The organism is Bradyrhizobium sp. CCBAU 45384, assembly GCF_028128665.1.
Lineage (GTDB): Bacteria > Pseudomonadota > Alphaproteobacteria > Rhizobiales > Xanthobacteraceae > Bradyrhizobium > Bradyrhizobium manausense.
In genome coordinates this window covers 268,477-283,878 of the sequence record NZ_LBIZ01000118.1, presented here as the reverse complement: position 1 = coordinate 283,878, position 15,402 = coordinate 268,477, and the positions used below count along the sequence as shown (strand labels likewise).

Sequence of the window (15,402 nt, the reverse complement as noted above, 5' to 3'; positions counted from 1 at the left end):
ATCTTATAGCCTATTAACAGGTTACAGAAATGGAGAGGGTCATGGCCCGCACAACCTACCGCACCGCCGACGTCGACGGCTTCAAGGTGTTTTATCGCGAGGCCGGCCGCGTCGGCGCGCCGAAGCTTCTGCTGCTCCACGGCTTCCCGAGCGCAGGTCACATGTTCCGCGACCTGATCCCGCTGCTGACGGACAAGTTTCACATCGTCGCACCTGATCTTCCCGGCTTCGGCCAATCGGACATGCCTTCGCGCGAAACCTTCAGCTACAGCTTCGACAACATTGCGCGCGTGATCGAGCGCTTCACCGAGGTGATCGGCTTCGATCGCTTCGCCGTCTACGTCTTCGACTACGGCGCGCCGACCGGCTTCCGGCTCGCGCTCAGCCATCCCCAAAGGATCACCGCGATCATCTCGCAAAACGGCAATGCCTATGAGGAGGGCCTCAGCGACGGCTGGACGCCGATCAAGGCCTATTGGCAGGATCCCTCGCCCGCCAATCGCGAGGCGCTGCGCGGCTTTCTCACACCGGAGGCGACACGCTGGCAGTATACGCATGGCGTCTCAGATCCGACGGCCGTATCGCCTGACGGCCAGAACCTCGACAATTTCTACCTGGCACGCCCTGGCGCCGATGAGGTGCAGCTCGATCTGATCGGCGACTACAAGAGCAATGTCGCTCTCTATCCCGCGTTCCAGGACTATTTCCGCAAGCACAAGCCGCCCATCCTTGCGATCTGGGGCAAGAACGATCCGTTCTTCATCCCGCCCGGCGCAGAGGCGTACAAGCGCGACAATCCAAATGCGGTGGTGAAATTCCTCGACACCGGACATTTCGCGCTGGAGACGCACGCAAGTGAGATCGCGGACGCCATCCGCGCCTTTCTCGCATAGCGAACGCGCGACCACGGCGTTACGGCAGCGCGGACAAGACAATGCCGCCGCCGACAATCAAGTCGGCGGCGGCACAATCAGATCAAAATTTGCTGGCGCCAGGCCTCAGTTTCTCGCCGGCGCCGTCGCCGCCGCCGAGCGCGCGGCCCGCGGCGCGGCGCCGGGCTCGGCGACCGGTGCCGGACCGCGCGAACGGGCGATCGCGGCGTCGATCTCGGCGATGACGCGGCGCTGGATCGCCTCGTTCTTGTCGATGGTGATGTGGCCGACGCCGCTGCCGCGCACGTCGACATTGTCGAGCTTGCCGCGAAGGCCGGCCGCGGCGCGCACCGGCTCGCCCGGACCGTCGCCGATATAGATGTTGATGTAGCGCTCGGCGCCGGTCGACAGCCTGGTCTTGAACACGGAGTCGAGGCCGATCGCGAGCTTCACCGGCACGCCGAGCTGGTTCAGCTTGGCGATCATGTCAGGGAGCGCGGTCGCGCCGGAGGAATGGCCGACCAGAATGATGGTCTTGAGCCGGCCCGCCCTGTACTCGGTCGCGGCTTCATCGGCGAGCGAGGACCAGGACACGAAGTTCGCGACCGTGACCGGAATGCCCTGGGCCTGGAGCCGGGCGCCGATCGTGTCGAGCCCGAGCGAGAAGATGTTGAGCACGCCGCGGAGCAGATAGACGTGCGTCGTTGCAGCGGCCTGGGTCGGCGCCGCGCTGGCGGGGGACGGGCCCATGGCAACAGCTGACAGCAGGAGCAGGCAGATCGCCCACGCGCGGAGGGCGGGCAACTGGCTTGCGCCGGCGGTGTGACGGCCGTTCAGTCTCATTGATGTTTTCCCTGGGGACATACGCTTCGCGATTGGCCGGAATCGTAGCCTTGGCCCGCTCGCAGACGCAACAAAGAGCCGCGTGAACGGCGATCTTCGCCGCAATCCGTGACCATCGCGCAACACCTGCCCGAAACCTACCACCAATGGGCCGGTTTTGAGACCATTTTTCTGCAGGCGATTGCGACCGGGCAAGGCCATTCCTATTTCGGGGGTCCGCCGGACGAGCCCGCCAGGGCGCAGGTTCCGGTGCATCCCCCACCCTAGCGGCCCCCATGTCCTCCATCATTTCCGTCGCCAACCTGTCCAAGACCTATGGGTCTGGATTCAAGGCACTCAAGAACGTCAATCTCGACATCAAGCGAGGCGAGATCTTCGCGCTGCTCGGCCCCAACGGTGCCGGCAAGACCACGCTGATCTCGATCATCTGCGGCATCGCCACTCCGAGCGAAGGCAAGGTTTTGGTCGGTGGCGAGGACATCCAGATCTCCTACCGCAAGGCGCGCTCGCTGATCGGCCTCGTGCCGCAGGAGCTCCATACCGACGCCTTCGAGAGCGTGTGGGCGACGGTGAGCTTCTCCCGCGGCCTGTTCGGCAAGCCGAAGAATCCGGCCCTGATCGAGAAGATCCTCAAGGATCTGTCGCTCTGGGACAAGAAGGACAACAAGATCATCACGCTGTCCGGCGGCATGAAGCGCCGCGTGATGATCGCGAAAGCGCTCTCGCACGAGCCGCAGATCCTGTTCCTGGACGAGCCGACCGCCGGCGTCGACGTCGAGCTGCGCAAGGGCATGTGGGAAGTGGTGCGGGCCTTACAGCAATCCGGCGTCACCATCATCCTGACCACGCATTACATCGAGGAAGCCGAGGAGATGGCCGACCGCATCGGCGTCATCAACAAGGGCGAGATCGTGCTGGTCGAGGACAAGACGACCCTGATGCAGAAGCTAGGCAGGAAACGGCTGACACTGCATTTGCAGAATAAGCTCGGCGCGCTGCCGGAGAGCCTCAGCCAGTACAAGCTCGAGCTTTGCGACAGCGGGGTGACGCTGGTCTACGACTACGACACCAAGGGCGAGCGCACCGGCATCACCAGCCTGCTCAGCGACCTCCGCACCGCCGGCATCCGCTTCAACGATCTCGACACGACCCAATCGTCGCTCGAGGACATCTTCGTCGACCTCGTGAGGACGTCATGAACCACCGCGCCATCCGCGCCATCTATCTGTTCGAAATGGCGCGCACCTGGCGCACGCTGCTGCAAAGCATCGTCTCGCCTGTCGTGTCGACCTCGCTCTATTTCGTGGTGTTCGGTGCCGCGATCGGCTCGCGCATCAGCCAGGTCGAGGGCGTCAGCTACGGCACATTCATCGTGCCGGGCCTGATCATGCTGTCGGTGCTGACGCAGAGCATCGCCAACGCCTCGTTCGGCATCTACTTCCCGAAATTCACCGGCACGATCTACGAGATCCTGTCGGCGCCGATCTCCTATTTCGAGATCGTGCTCGGCTATGTCGGCGCCGCCGCGACCAAGTCGATCATTCTGGGCCTGATCATCCTGGCGACAGCCGGCCTGTTCGTGCCGCTGCACATCCATCATCCGGTCTGGATGCTGGCCTTCCTGGTGCTGACGGCGGTGACGTTCAGCCTGTTCGGCTTCATCATCGGAATCTGGGCCGACGGGTTCGAGAAGCTGCAGATGATCCCGATGCTGGTGGTGACGCCGCTGACCTTCCTCGGCGGCAGCTTCTATTCCATCGACATGCTGCCGTCGACCTGGCGCACGCTGGCCCTGCTCAACCCGGTCGTCTATTTGATCTCCGGCTTCCGCTGGAGCTTCTACGAGATCGCTGACGTCAGCGTATCCATCAGCATCGGCATGACGGTGGCGTTTCTGGCGATCTGCCTCGCCGTGATCTGGTGGATCTTCCGGACCGGATATCGGCTGAAGAACTGAGTTGTCGTTCCGGGGCGCCAAAGCGCTAGCCCGGAATCCATTCATCCACCGACAATGGTTGGGACGGCGGCGAAAGCCGCGTCTGGAAGGGCGACCATCAACGCGCAAGGCGGCCAAATGGTTGCGCCTTTGTCATGAATTGTCGGCGTTATGAACGTCTGCGCTCGCGAAAATGTCAGCACCGGCAGCGCCGGCGCGGCACAAAGCGGCCTTGCTTACGCCCGGCATCGCGTTAACGATGGCAGGAAGGTGAGCTAGGCAGGCCGCTGGAACGAAAGCCGGATTGCAGGCATAGTGCATGCCGGGGACGGAGAGCCGCGGCGCTAGCAAGAACAGGCCGGAGGCCAGACGTCAGATGCGTTCGTTTTTTATCGCTTTCACTTCCTTGATGCTTTTGAGCGCGGGCACCGCGCAGGCCAAGGTCGATATTACCGTCGACAAGGACAATCAGCAGATGACGGTCGTGGTCGACGGCGTGACGCGCTACCGCTGGCCGGTGTCGACAGGCATCCCCTCGCGCGAGACGCCAAATGGCTCGTTCCGCGCCTTCCGCATGGAAGAGGATCACTTCTCCAAGGAATTCGACGACGCGCCGATGCCGCACTCGATCTTCTTCACCAAGATCGGGCACGCCATCCACGGCACCGACTCGGTCGGACGATTGGGCACGCCCGCCTCGCATGGCTGCGTACGGCTGTCGCGTCAGAACGCCTCGACGCTCTACGCGCTGGTGCAGGAGCAAGGCGTGCTCAACACCACGGTGACGCTGACCGGCTCGGCGCAGGTCGCGCTGGCCCGCAACCCGCGCGGCCGCGCCAACAATGCGGTGGCCCGTGCCCAGCAGCCGGCCGAGGAGCAGCAGTACGCCACCTCTGGCGATCCCGTCAGTCTGACACCGCCGATGCAGCCAGCGCGGCGCTACGACGACAATTACATCTATCCCGCCGACGGCAGCGACACCGGCGCGCGCTATCCGTCGCCGCGCCCGATCACCCGCCCCTATGGCACCCAGGTCTACCAGCAGCTGCCGCAACCGCAGCAGCCGACCTACGACCCGACCTATAGCCAGCAGGGCTATTACTATCAGCCGCAGCCGCGCCAATACTATCAGCCGCGCAATTACTACTACCAGAACTGACGCTATTGCTTGAGCTCGGCATCGCCCCGACGCTGAACTCTCACGGGGTGGACGGCGCTGTCGATGCCGATTATTGGTCGGTGCGGCTTAGGCTGCCGTCCCTCTTGCCCGTCGCGGTTCACGATGTCATTTCGTCCTGCACACCTGCTCGGCACGATCTGTCTTCTCGCTGCAGGAGGAGCCATGACTGGCAACGCGATGGCTTTCGATCTCGAGGCGCATCGCGGCGGACGGGCGCTGCTGCCGGAAAACACCCTGCCGGCCTTCGCCAACGCACTCACGATGGGCGTGGACACGCTCGAGCTCGATGTCGGCGTGACCTCGGACGGCGAGGTGGTCGTGTCGCATGAGCGCGGGCTCAATCCCGACCTCGCGCGGGATGCTGGTGGCACCTATGTCGCGGCACCAGGCACGCCCTTCGTCAAGCTGCGGTTCGCCGACGTCAGGACCTACGACGTCGGCCGGATCCGGCCGGACAGCGCCTATGCGAAGCAGTTTCCCGACCAGCGTGCCGTGCCGGGGACGCGCATTCCCACGCTGAAGGAGCTGTTCGCGCTGGTGCGCAAATCCGGCAACGAGCGCGTGCGCTTCAACATCGAGACCAAGATCGATCCCGATCATCCCGATGAATCGCTGGAGCCGCAGGCCTTCGTCACGAAGCTGCTCGGGGTGATCGAGGAGGAAAAATTCTCGGGCCGCGTCATGATCCAGTCGTTCGACTGGCGGACCTTGCTCCTCGTCCAGCAGCAGGCCCCGGCCATTCCGACGGTTTATCTGACACTGCAGCGCGGCCCGGCACCGACGATCGCCCTCGACAAGGCCACCAGCTGGACGGCGGGTTTCAACCCGGCCGATCACGGCGGCTCGCTGCCGCGGACCATCAAGGCCGCGGGCGGCGCGGTGTGGTCACCCTATTTCGGTGACTTGACCCCGGCACTCGTCGCAGAGGCGCATACGCTTGCGTTGCCCGTCGTGGTCTGGACCGTCAACAAGCCCGACGACATGGCCCGGATGATCGAGCTCGGCATCGACGGCATCATCTCCGACAGGCCCGACCTGCTGCGGCAGGTGGCCGGCGAGAAGGGCATAAAGCTGCCGGCGGGAACACCGGTCCAGCCGTAAGCCCTCCACCTTGTAGCCCGGATGGAGCGCAGCGAAATCCGGGAGCGGTGTGGCCCAAGCGCAGGGGGTCCCGGATTACGCTTCGCTCCATCCGGGCTACGAAGCGCTACTGCTCGCCGAACCGCAAGCGCCGATACAGCGCGCCGAGGATGTTGGAATAGTCGTCGGTCCAGACCCGCACCTTCTCGTCCGCGTCGGTCTCCTCCCACTGCTTGGAGGACGCGAGCTTGCCGACGTCCTCAGCCTCGCGCGCGGAGATGACGACGTCGGTCGAGAAGATGTAGTCGGCGTCGCGCCCCGAATCCTCGTCATAGACCCAGCTCTTCAGATCGTTGGCATCGGCAATGCCGACCACGACGGGCTCGAGATCGAGATGGCGGTTGGAGACGTGCATCACCACGGCGCCGTGAGGGGCGAGCTTGTCCTTATAGATCTTCATTGCCTCCTGGGTCGCGAGATGAATCGGGATCGCATCCGACGAATAGGCGTCGACGATGATGAGGTCATAGATGCCGTCGGGCTCTCTGGCGAAGGTGAGGCGCGCGTCGCCGATGACCGGCTTCAGGTCCGGCAGGCAGCTCGAGATGTAGCGAAAGTTTTTGGGATCGCGCGCGGCATCGACCATGGACTGGTCGATCTCGAAGAATTTCCAGTCCTCGCCGGGTTCGGCGGCGCAGGCGAGCGTGCCTGATCCAACGCCGATCGCCGCGACCTTGAGCGGCGCGCCTTTGCGCTCGCGTATCGCGGTGATGGCCTGACCGATGCCGCCATCCCGGTGATAATAGGTGATCGGCTCCGGCCGGCCGGTGGCCGGCGTGCCGTCATTGTTGCGGAAGCGCTCGGCGCCGTGAATCGTGGTGCCGTGCATCAGCACATGGAAATAGCCGCCCGGCGTCTCCACGATCTTGTGCACGCCGAAGAAGCTGCGCACCGTGGTGACGCGGCCTTCGTCGGCCGGATAGATTCGGATCAATGCGAGCGCGAGCGCGACAGTGGCAAAGATCTTCCAGCGACTGGCATTGAGCGCGAGCGCCAGCAGCGCAGCCAGCGCGCCGACGGCGCCGGCGACCCAGACGCGCTGATCCTCGAACCAGGTCGAAACATTGCCCGTCGTATAAGACGGTGCAATCAGCAGGGCCGCGAGCACGGCCAGCGCCAGCCAATACCATTTCACGATGGCCGCAAAACGCTCGTTCGCCGACGGCCGGCACAGCGCGGCAAGCGCGACCAGGATCGGATATTCGGCGATCCAGGAGAAGGTGAAGGGCGCGACGAGGCCCGCGAACAGGCCGCCGACCATGCCGCCGAACGACAGCGCGACATAGAAGCCGGTGAGATATTTGGCGGCCGGGCGGGTCCGCGCCAGCTCGCCGTGGCAGGCCATGGCGATGATGAAGAAGCAGAGCTGGTGGCCGCCAAGCGTCAGCAGCAGATTCTGCTCGCCGCCGAAGGCCAGCAGGATGACGACGCCCGCGATCGCGAGAGGCTGGAGCAACAGCATCCATTTGTGCGGCAAAAGCGGCCGCGACTGAAACACCACCACCCAGGTCAGCAGATACAGCGACAGCGGCAGCACCCATAGCAGCGGCGCCGCCGCGACGTCGGTGGAGATATGCGCGGTGACCGCGATCAGCAGGCCTGACGGGACTGCTGCGAGGAAGATCCAGCGCAGCCGCGTCACGATGCCTGGCGCCGGCGCATTCGCCTCTTCGGCACGCATATCGGCCAATGCAACCTTCGGCGAGCGCAACAGCAGCACGCCGCAAGCGGCGATCAGCAGGATCAGCAGGCCATAGCCGCCGGTCCAGAGCCGGTTCTGCGTGTGCAACGTGAACATCGGCTCCAGCAGAAAGGGATAGGACAGCAGCGCGAGGAAGCTGCCGATGTTCGAAGACGCATAGAGGAAATATGGATCGTGGCCATCAGGGTGGCCGGTGCGAACGAACCAGGCCTGCAGCAGCGGATTGTTGGCAGCGAGCGCGAAGAATGGCAGTCCGATCGACATCACGAACAGGCCGAGCAGCCAGAACGCATAGCCCGACGCCGGCGGCTCGCCATAGGTGCTGGCGATGCCGAGCGGCAGCGTCACGAAAGCCGCGATCAGCAGCACCAGATGCACCACGACCGGAACCACGCGGTTTTTCACCTGCATCAGCAAATGCGCATAGGCATAGCCCGCCAGCAGCAGCGACTGGAAGAACACCATCGCCACCGACCACACCGCTGGCGAGCCGCCGAGCCGCGGCAGCACCATTTTCGTGAACAGCGGCTGCACCGAGAACAGCAACAGCGCGCTGACGAAAATCGCGGCCGTGTAGACCGTCAGCAGCAGCCGGTTGCGCGAGGCGGACGGCTGCTCCGTAGCGGCGGGTTGCACGATCGAATCCATGGGAGCTCCGGCATTCCTCCGGCGCGCGCCGGGCGCGCGCAATGGAGCACACCACGCCTGAACGGGCAATAAATGGTCTCGTGATGTTGCAGGCAGGAATGCTTGATATAGAGATGTCATTCCGGGGCGATGCGACGGGGCCGCGAAGCGGGGCCCGGGGCATCGAACCCGGAACCTCGAGATTCCGGGCTCGCGCTTTGCGCGCCCCGGAATGACGGCAGGCAGAACAACGCGAATCCCCATGACCGAAACCGACGTCGTCATCATCGGCGCTGGCCATAACGGCCTCACCTGCGCGGCCTATCTCGCGATGGCGGGCTTGCGCGTGCATGTGGTCGAGCGCCGCAGGGTGGTCGGCGGGGCGGCTGTTACGGAGGAGTTTCATCCGGGCTTTCGCAACTCGGTCGCGGCCTACACGGTGAGCCTGCTCAATCCGCAAGTGATCCACGACCTCGGACTTGCAGAACAAGGCCTGCGCGTGGTCGAACGGCGCGCGCAGAATTTTCTGCCCGCGCCTGACGGCAGCTATCTCCTCACCGGCGAGGGGCGGACCAAGGCGTCGGTTGCGCGGCTCAGCGCGCGCGATGCCGATGCGCTCGATGGTTTTTCGCGCGAGCTCGAGGACATCGCCGACGTGCTGCGACAGTTCGTGCTGCGCGCGCCGCCGAACCTGCTCGACAGTTTTGGCATCGGCGCGATCCGCGAGGCCGCGAATGCGCTGGCGACAGCCAACATCCTGCGCGCCCTGACGCTGGAGCAAAGCCGCAGCCTGCTCGATCTCTTCACCCGATCGGCCGGCGAGATGCTGGATGAACGCTTCGAGCACGATCTGGTCAAGGCGCTGTTCGGCTTCGATGCCATCGTCGGTAACTACGCGAGCCCTTATGCGGCCGGCTCGGCCTATGTGATGCTGCATCACGCCTTCGGCGAGGTGAACGGCAAGAAAGGCGTCTGGGGCCACGCCATCGGCGGCATGGGTGCGATCACGCAGGCCATGGCGCGCGCCGCCCGCGCGCGCGGCGTCACGATCGATCTCGATGCCGGCGTGCGCGAGGTAGTCGTCGAGCGCGACCGCGCCGCCGGCGTGGTGCTGGAGAACGGCACCATGATCCGCGCAAGATACGTCGCCGCCAACGTCAATCCCAAACTGCTCTACACGCAGCTGGTCGCAGCCGACGCACTGCCCGCAGATTTCCTCGCCCGCATCCGGCACTGGAAGAACGGCTCCGGCACCTTCCGCATGAACGTGGCGCTGGACCGCCTGCCCACCTTCACGGCGCTGCCTGGCGACGGCGATCATCTCACCTCCGGCATCATCGTGGCACCAAGCCTGGCCTACATGGACCGCGCCTGGCTCGACGCGCGGGTGCAGGGCTGGAGCAAACAGCCGATCGTCGAGATGCTGATCCCCTCGACGCTCGACGACACGCTCGCGCCGGCGGGCAAGCATGTCGCCAGCCTGTTCTGCCAACACGTCGCGCCGGACCTGCCCGACGGCAGATCCTGGGATGATCATCGCGAGGAGGTCGCCGATCTCATGATCGCGACGGTGGACAGTTACGCGCCGGGCTTTGCGGCAAGCGTGCTCGGCCGCCAGATCCTCTCCCCGCTGGATCTCGAGCGACAATTCGGCCTGCTAGGGGGCGACATCTTCCATGGCGCGCTGACGCTGAACCAGCTGTTCTCGGCGCGGCCAATGCTGGGTCATGCCGATTATCGCGGGCCCCTGAAGGGCCTCTACCATTGCGGCTCAGGGGCCCATCCCGGCGGCGGCGTCACCGGCGCCCCCGGCCACAACGCGGCGCAGGCGATCCTGCGCGATCACCGCAGCCTGTTCGCAGGCCGTGGATAGGTCTGTGGATGGGCTGTGGACAGACCTGTTGGCAGGGCTGTGGTGAAGCGGTGGGATCCTCACGTGACCGCCAGGTACATCGAGGGATCAAGCTGTGGAGAAGGGGCTGGATAGACCGCGGACAAGCCGGTGGAAGACTTCACGATCGCGATTGGACAACCTGTGGGCACAGGCGGCGATGTCACCCTCGCTCGCTCCCAAAACGACATCGCCCACCAGGGGGCAACTCCCTAGCAGGCGGTCGTCGAAAAAAGCCGTCTATGAAGAAAATGGCCCCGCTGGGAAATGGGAGGCAGAAATCACTTCAAGGAGGTGCTAATCGAACCGAACTTGTCGTTCATCGTGGTACCCAGGCTGTTCACCACGGTGATGATGGCCAACGCGATGCCGGCCGCGATCAGGCCGTATTCGATCGCAGTCGCGCCGGATTCATCGGACCAGAACTTCAAAATCATGTGCTTCAAGACTCGCCTCCGTTTTTCATTCCGAGCGGTGTTGGTTGGAACGTCGGGGAATCTACGGAGCACAACCTACAGTTCGGTTAACCCGGGAACCGCAAGTTATGAGGAAAATTGGGAACAAAAGTTCTCCAAATTGAATCCAATGGAACCCTGAGCATGCAGCCTTCTCCCACCCATCGCGCCAGCTTTTCCATCGGCAACGAGGCTGCTGCCAGGCGTGTCGTCGACGTGCTGACGGAAGTCTTTTTCGAGGGCGATGCTGCGGTCGCCGCTTTCGAACGACCGGATGGGCAATGGGATGTCACGCTGCATTTTGCAGAGTCGCCCAATCACGAACTGCTCCGTGAACTCGTTGCAACTTCAGCAGGAAATGACATCGCCGCGACGCTTGCATTCGACACGGTCGAAGCCAAGGACTGGGTCAAGGCCAGCCTGGAGGACCTCGTGCCGGTGCCGGCCGGACGCTTCGTCGTCCATGGCAGCCACGACCGCGACCGCGTGGCGCCAAACAAGCTCGCCATCGAGATCGAGGCGGCCCTCGCCTTCGGCACCGGACACCATGGCACCACGCGTGGCTGTTTACTTCTGCTTGACCATGTCCTGAAGCGCGCGCAGCCGAAGCGCGTGCTCGATCTCGGCACCGGGACCGGCGTGTTGGGCATCGCCGCGGCCAAGGCGCTGCATCGCGCGGTGCTGGCCTCGGACATCGACCCGCCCTCGGTGCGGGTTGCAGCCGAGAACGCCGCCCTGAACGAAACAGGTCAATATGTGCGGGTGATCCGCGCCACCGGCTTTGCCGCGCCGGACTTTGCCAAAAGCGGCCCGTTCGACCTGGTGCTGGCCAACATCCTCGCCAATCCGCTGCGGCAATTGGCGGGCCCGATGGCCCGGCATCTTGCGCCCGGCGCTCGCGTCATCCTCTCCGGCCTGTTGACCCACCAGGCCCCCGCCGTGATCGCCGCCTACCGCGCGCGCGGCCTGGTGCCGCTGCGGCATCTGCGGATTGAGGGGTGGAGCAGTCTGCTGTTGCGGAAGATGGATTGAGCGAACTGCCGCAGGATGGGCAAAGCGTAGCGTGCCCACCGCTTTCGTCCGTGAACAGGAGATAGATATCGTGGGCACGGTGCTTTGCGCCTTTGCCCACCCTACGGCACCGTCGATGTGGCTACTTCATCGGCTTCTCGTCACCACGCGCCGAAGCGCGCAACGCCCGCCTCGCACGACGTTCGGCGAAACGCTCGATCATCTGGCTGATGAGGCCGCGCGGCTTCTTCGGTGTCGTTGCAGCCGGCGCGCGGCGCACCGGCGGCGAAATCTTCTCAAAGGTAAACGCTGGCATCGTGTGTCCCCTCGCCGTTGAGATGAACCACTTGCTCGAACTTCCCTGTTATCCGGACGAAGCGCAACTGCCGCATCCATTACTCCACTCAATTCGAATGGAACATTTTCAAGCACAGTCCATGCCAGATGAAAGGGTAATTGCGTCTACATTGCGGACTGATCCTCATGATCCTAAACTGAGCCATGTTCGAAGCACACTTCCAGACATTCGAGGAGCCCGAGGCCGGCGTCGCATTGACGGCGCGTCTGGCTGCGCTCCGTGAAGAACTCGCCCGCCGCAAGCTGACCGGCTTCGTCGTTCCGCGCGCCGATCAGCAGCAGAATGAATATGTGGCGCCCTCCGAAGAGCGGCTCGCCTGGCTGACCGGCTTCACCGGCTCGGCGGGACTTGCCGTGGTGCTGGCCCAGGAAGCCGCTGTCTTCGTCGACGGCCGCTACACCATCCAGGCCGCCAAGCAGGTCGACCCCAAGGCATGGGCGGTGGAATCGCTGATCGATCCGCCGCCGGAGAGCTGGATCTCGGCGCATCTCAAATCGGGCGATCGCCTAGGATTTGATCCGTGGCTGCACACTTTTTCGGCAGTCGAACGCCTTTCCGCCGCCTGCACCAAGGCCGGCGCCGAACTTGTGGCGGTCGACAGCAACCCGGTCGACGCAGTCTGGCAGGACCGGCCACATCAGCCGATCGCACCGGTCGCGATCCACGGCCTGCAATATGCGGGGGTCGCCGAGGCCGAGAAGGTGGCGCAGATCAAGAGCGAGATCGAGAAGCTCGGTGCCGAGGCGCTGGTGCTGTCGGACAGCCATGCGGTCGCCTGGACCTTCAACATCCGCGGCGCCGACGTCGCACACACGCCGCTGCCGCTGTCCTACGCGCTGGTGCCCAAGGTCGGCCGTCCCACCGTGTTCATCGACCACCGCAAGCTCTCCAATCTGACGCGCGACCATCTCGAGCAATCGGCCGACGTGCGCGAGCCCGACGCGCTGACGCCGACGCTGATGGCGCTGGCCAAAAGCGGCGCTGCGATCGCCCTCGATGGCGCTACCGCGGCCGAGGCGCTGAGCCGGTTGATCACGGAGGGCGGCGGCAAGCCGCTGCGCGGCAGCGATCCGATCGCGCTGCTGAAGGCGGTGAAGAACGCCACCGAGATCAAGGGGACGCAGACGGCGCACCGGCGCGATGCCATCGCGCTGGCGCGCTTCCTTGCGTTCATCGATCGCGAGGCAGGAAGCGGCAAGCTCACCGAGATCGACGCCGTCGAGGCGCTGGAGACCTTTCGCCGCGACACCGGTGCGTTGAAGGACGTGTCGTTCCCGACCATCTCGGGAACAGGGCCGAACGGCGCCATCGTGCATTACCGCGTCACCCGCAAGAGCAACCGGCGCATCGTGCCCGGCGATCTCCTGCTGATCGATTCCGGCGCGCAATATGAAGACGGCACCACCGACGTCACCCGCACCATGGCGATCGGCGAGCCGACCGACGAGATGCGCGACCGCTTCACCCGCGTGCTGCGCGGCCATATCGCGATCGCGCGCGCGGTCTTCCCTGACGGCACCACGGGCGCGCAGCTCGACACGCTGGCGCGGCAATATCTGTGGGCCGCCGGAATCGATTTCGAGCATGGCACCGGCCATGGCGTCGGCAGTTATCTCAGCGTGCATGAAGGCCCGGCGCGGATCTCGAAACTCGGCACCACGGCGCTGAAGCGCGGCATGATCCTCTCCAACGAACCAGGCTATTACAAGACCGACGCCTTCGGCATCCGCATCGAGAATCTCGAGCTGGTGGTCGCGGCCGACATCAAGGGCGCCGAGAAAGCGATGAACGCGTTCGAGACGCTGACCTTGGCGCCGATCGATCGCCGGCTCATTGACACAGCGATGCTGAGCAAGGACGAGCTGGCCTGGCTCAACGCCTACCACGCCCGCGTCCGTGCTGAAGTGGGGCCGGCACTGGACGAGGCGACCAGGGCGTGGCTGGATCAGGCGACAGCGGAGCTGACGGCCTAGACGATGCGCGCATAGCGCCACGCAACTGGCGCAACGCTCCAGCATCGCGCATAGCCGCATACCGAAACGACCATGTTCGCGGCCGCAGCGATGCGGCTAGTGTCGATCCATGCACGGTATGATCAGCCAACCGCCGGGAGCGGCAACCAACATCGCGACCTCGCGCGTGGTGTTGCTGCTGCTGGTCGTCATGACCGGCATCGCGCCGATCTCGCTCTACATCCTGGTCCCGGCGCTGCCCGTGCTGGCGACGAATTTCGGGCGGGACATCTCGATCGCGCAGATGACGGTATCGCTCTACATGGTCGGCATCGCGCTATCGCAGCTCACCATGGGGCCGCTGTCGGACAGATTCGGCCGGCGTCCGGTTCTGCTTGGCGGCCTTGCGCTGATGGTCGCGGCGAGCATCGCCTGCATCTTCGCGCAAGACCTGCCGCAACTGATCGCGGCGCGCTTCTTCCAGGCGCTTGGCGGCGCCTCCGGCATGGTGATCAGCCGCGCCATCATCCGCGACATCTACGAACGCGACCGTGTCGCCTCGATGATCAGCCTCGTGGTTGCCGCCCTGATGATCGGACAAATGGTTTCGCCGCTGACAGGCGGCCTGATCGAGACCGCATTCGGCTGGCGCGCGATCTTCTACGCCGTCACCTTCGGCGCGGTTGCCGTCGCAATCGGCATCGCAATCGCACTGCCCGAAACGCGCCGCGACCGCGCAGTCGGCAGCGGCGGCTTTCGCAGCGACGTCGGCAGCCTGATCAAGAGCCGCGCCTTCATCGGCTATGTGATGTGCCAGGTGCTGGCCTCGCAGATCATCTTCACCTTCGCCGGCGGCGGACCCTACATCGTCGTGACGCAGATGGGCCGGACCAGTGCCGAATACGGCGCGTGGTTCGCCACAACAGGCTTTGCGTATCTCGTCGGCAATCTGCTCTGCGTGCGCTTTGCGCCGCGGCACTCGCTGGAGAAGCTGATCTGGTTTGGGTTGGCCCTGCAACTCTGTGGCAGCCTGCTGAATCTGCTCTGGAGTTTGACCGGCTGGAACGAAGCTCCGAGCTGGCTGTTCGGCACGCAGATGATCGTGATGGTCGGCAACGCCTTCGTGATGGCGAACTCTGCTGCGGGCGCCATCAGCGTCCGCCCGGAGGCCGCCGGCACCGCGTCGGGCGCGATGGGCTTTCTCCAGCAGGGTATCGGCGCGCTGATGTCGCAGTTCGGCGCCTATCTCGGCGGCCATTCCGCAACGACCCTGCCGCTGACCTCGGCCGTGCTCGCGATCTCGCTGCTCTGCGCCTGCATGATGATCTTCGTCGTGCCGCGCCGGGAGGTCATGGTGAGCGAGGAATTGATCGAACAGGCGGAGGAGGAAGAGAGCGGGGTGATGTGAGGAGCGGCAAGCCGCCTCCGCCGTCAT

The 15,402-nt window shown here is 64.6% G+C and carries 13 protein-coding genes; 9 read left to right on the top strand and 4 right to left on the bottom strand.

Annotated elements, in window-relative coordinates; translation table 11 throughout:
- Positions 1 to 41: 41 nt before the first annotated feature.
- Positions 42 to 893 carry an alpha/beta fold hydrolase gene (locus XH80_RS35105; RefSeq protein WP_271602557.1) on the top strand — a complete coding sequence of 284 codons (852 nt, stop codon included), beginning with the start codon at positions 42 to 44 and terminating at the stop codon, positions 891 to 893.
- A gap of 105 nt (positions 894 to 998) precedes the next feature.
- On the opposite strand, the gene XH80_RS35100 is transcribed toward XH80_RS35105, so the two are convergent.
- Complete coding sequence (locus XH80_RS35100; protein WP_271602556.1) at positions 999 to 1,715, bottom strand: hypothetical protein; 717 nt, start codon at positions 1,713 to 1,715, stop codon at positions 999 to 1,001.
- Positions 1,716 to 1,990: 275 nt separating this feature from the next.
- On the opposite strand from XH80_RS35100, the gene XH80_RS35095 reads away from it, so the two are divergent.
- The 4 genes from XH80_RS35095 (at position 1,991) to XH80_RS35080 (ending at position 5,932) form a co-directional block, all read left to right on the top strand.
- Complete coding sequence (locus tag XH80_RS35095; RefSeq protein ID WP_271602555.1) at positions 1,991 to 2,914, top strand: ABC transporter ATP-binding protein; 924 nt, start codon at positions 1,991 to 1,993, stop codon at positions 2,912 to 2,914.
- Complete coding sequence (locus XH80_RS35090; protein WP_057747300.1) at positions 2,911 to 3,672, top strand: ABC transporter permease; 762 nt, start codon at positions 2,911 to 2,913, stop codon at positions 3,670 to 3,672. The genes XH80_RS35095 and XH80_RS35090 overlap by 4 nt, the downstream gene beginning before the upstream one ends.
- A gap of 355 nt (positions 3,673 to 4,027) precedes the next feature.
- A complete protein-coding gene (locus XH80_RS35085) occupies positions 4,028 to 4,810 on the top strand; it encodes a L,D-transpeptidase (protein ID WP_271602554.1) in 783 nt (260 codons plus the stop codon).
- A gap of 183 nt (positions 4,811 to 4,993) precedes the next feature.
- Positions 4,994 to 5,932, top strand: coding sequence for a glycerophosphodiester phosphodiesterase (locus tag XH80_RS35080; protein WP_271602553.1), 939 nt, complete (start codon positions 4,994 to 4,996; stop codon positions 5,930 to 5,932).
- Positions 5,933 to 6,038: 106 nt separating this feature from the next.
- Here the strand turns inward: XH80_RS35080 and XH80_RS35075 are convergent, their stop codons facing one another.
- Complete coding sequence (locus XH80_RS35075; protein ID WP_271602552.1) at positions 6,039 to 8,321, bottom strand: spermidine synthase; 2,283 nt, start codon at positions 8,319 to 8,321, stop codon at positions 6,039 to 6,041.
- A 241-nt stretch (positions 8,322 to 8,562) separates the two neighbouring features.
- Here XH80_RS35075 and XH80_RS35070 point away from each other — a divergent pair, with 241 nt between their 5' ends.
- Positions 8,563 to 10,173 (top strand): phytoene desaturase family protein, encoded by a 1,611-nt coding sequence (locus XH80_RS35070; protein ID WP_271619226.1) that lies wholly within the window; start codon positions 8,563 to 8,565, stop codon positions 10,171 to 10,173.
- Positions 10,174 to 10,472: 299 nt separating this feature from the next.
- On the opposite strand, the gene XH80_RS35065 is transcribed toward XH80_RS35070, so the two are convergent.
- Positions 10,473 to 10,628 carry a Flp family type IVb pilin gene (locus XH80_RS35065; protein WP_083514188.1) on the bottom strand — a complete coding sequence of 52 codons (156 nt, stop codon included), beginning with the start codon at positions 10,626 to 10,628 and terminating at the stop codon, positions 10,473 to 10,475.
- Positions 10,629 to 10,790: 162 nt separating this feature from the next.
- Here XH80_RS35065 and XH80_RS35060 point away from each other — a divergent pair, with 162 nt between their 5' ends.
- Positions 10,791 to 11,678: a 50S ribosomal protein L11 methyltransferase gene (locus XH80_RS35060; RefSeq protein WP_271602550.1), complete on the top strand. Its 888-nt coding sequence runs from the start codon at positions 10,791 to 10,793 to the stop codon at positions 11,676 to 11,678.
- 121 nt (positions 11,679 to 11,799) lie between these two features.
- Here XH80_RS35060 and XH80_RS35055 read toward each other — a convergent pair whose 3' ends face one another.
- Positions 11,800 to 11,973: a hypothetical protein gene (locus XH80_RS35055; RefSeq protein WP_271602549.1), complete on the bottom strand. Its 174-nt coding sequence runs from the start codon at positions 11,971 to 11,973 to the stop codon at positions 11,800 to 11,802.
- 185 nt (positions 11,974 to 12,158) lie between these two features.
- On the opposite strand from XH80_RS35055, the gene XH80_RS35050 reads away from it, so the two are divergent.
- Entirely contained in the window at positions 12,159 to 13,988 is a 1,830-nt protein-coding gene (locus XH80_RS35050) for an aminopeptidase P family protein (protein ID WP_271602548.1), read from the top strand.
- Between the two features lie 109 nt (positions 13,989 to 14,097).
- The gene (locus tag XH80_RS35045; RefSeq protein ID WP_271602547.1) at positions 14,098 to 15,375 is read left to right on the top strand and encodes a multidrug effflux MFS transporter; all 1,278 of its coding nucleotides are present in this window, start codon (positions 14,098 to 14,100) and stop codon (positions 15,373 to 15,375) included.
- Positions 15,376 to 15,402 lie beyond the last annotated feature (27 nt).

Coding starts and splice junctions, on each gene's coding strand:
- XH80_RS35080 (WP_271602553.1), top strand. CDS start 4,994: ATGACTGGCAACGCGATGGCTTTCGATCTCGAGGCGCATCGCGGCGGA.
- XH80_RS35060 (WP_271602550.1), top strand. CDS start 10,791: ATGCAGCCTTCTCCCACCCATCGCGCCAGCTTTTCCATCGGCAACGAG.
- XH80_RS35095 (WP_271602555.1), top strand. CDS start 1,991: ATGTCCTCCATCATTTCCGTCGCCAACCTGTCCAAGACCTATGGGTCT.
- XH80_RS35055 (WP_271602549.1), bottom strand. CDS start 11,973: ATGCCAGCGTTTACCTTTGAGAAGATTTCGCCGCCGGTGCGCCGCGCG.
- XH80_RS35045 (WP_271602547.1), top strand. CDS start 14,098: ATGCACGGTATGATCAGCCAACCGCCGGGAGCGGCAACCAACATCGCG.
- XH80_RS35090 (WP_057747300.1), top strand. CDS start 2,911: ATGAACCACCGCGCCATCCGCGCCATCTATCTGTTCGAAATGGCGCGC.
- XH80_RS35050 (WP_271602548.1), top strand. CDS start 12,159: ATGTTCGAAGCACACTTCCAGACATTCGAGGAGCCCGAGGCCGGCGTC.
- XH80_RS35105 (WP_271602557.1), top strand. CDS start 42: ATGGCCCGCACAACCTACCGCACCGCCGACGTCGACGGCTTCAAGGTG.
- XH80_RS35100 (WP_271602556.1), bottom strand. CDS start 1,715: ATGAGACTGAACGGCCGTCACACCGCCGGCGCAAGCCAGTTGCCCGCC.
- XH80_RS35070 (WP_271619226.1), top strand. CDS start 8,563: ATGACCGAAACCGACGTCGTCATCATCGGCGCTGGCCATAACGGCCTC.
- XH80_RS35065 (WP_083514188.1), bottom strand. CDS start 10,628: ATGATTTTGAAGTTCTGGTCCGATGAATCCGGCGCGACTGCGATCGAA.
- XH80_RS35075 (WP_271602552.1), bottom strand. CDS start 8,321: ATGGATTCGATCGTGCAACCCGCCGCTACGGAGCAGCCGTCCGCCTCG.
- XH80_RS35085 (WP_271602554.1), top strand. CDS start 4,028: ATGCGTTCGTTTTTTATCGCTTTCACTTCCTTGATGCTTTTGAGCGCG.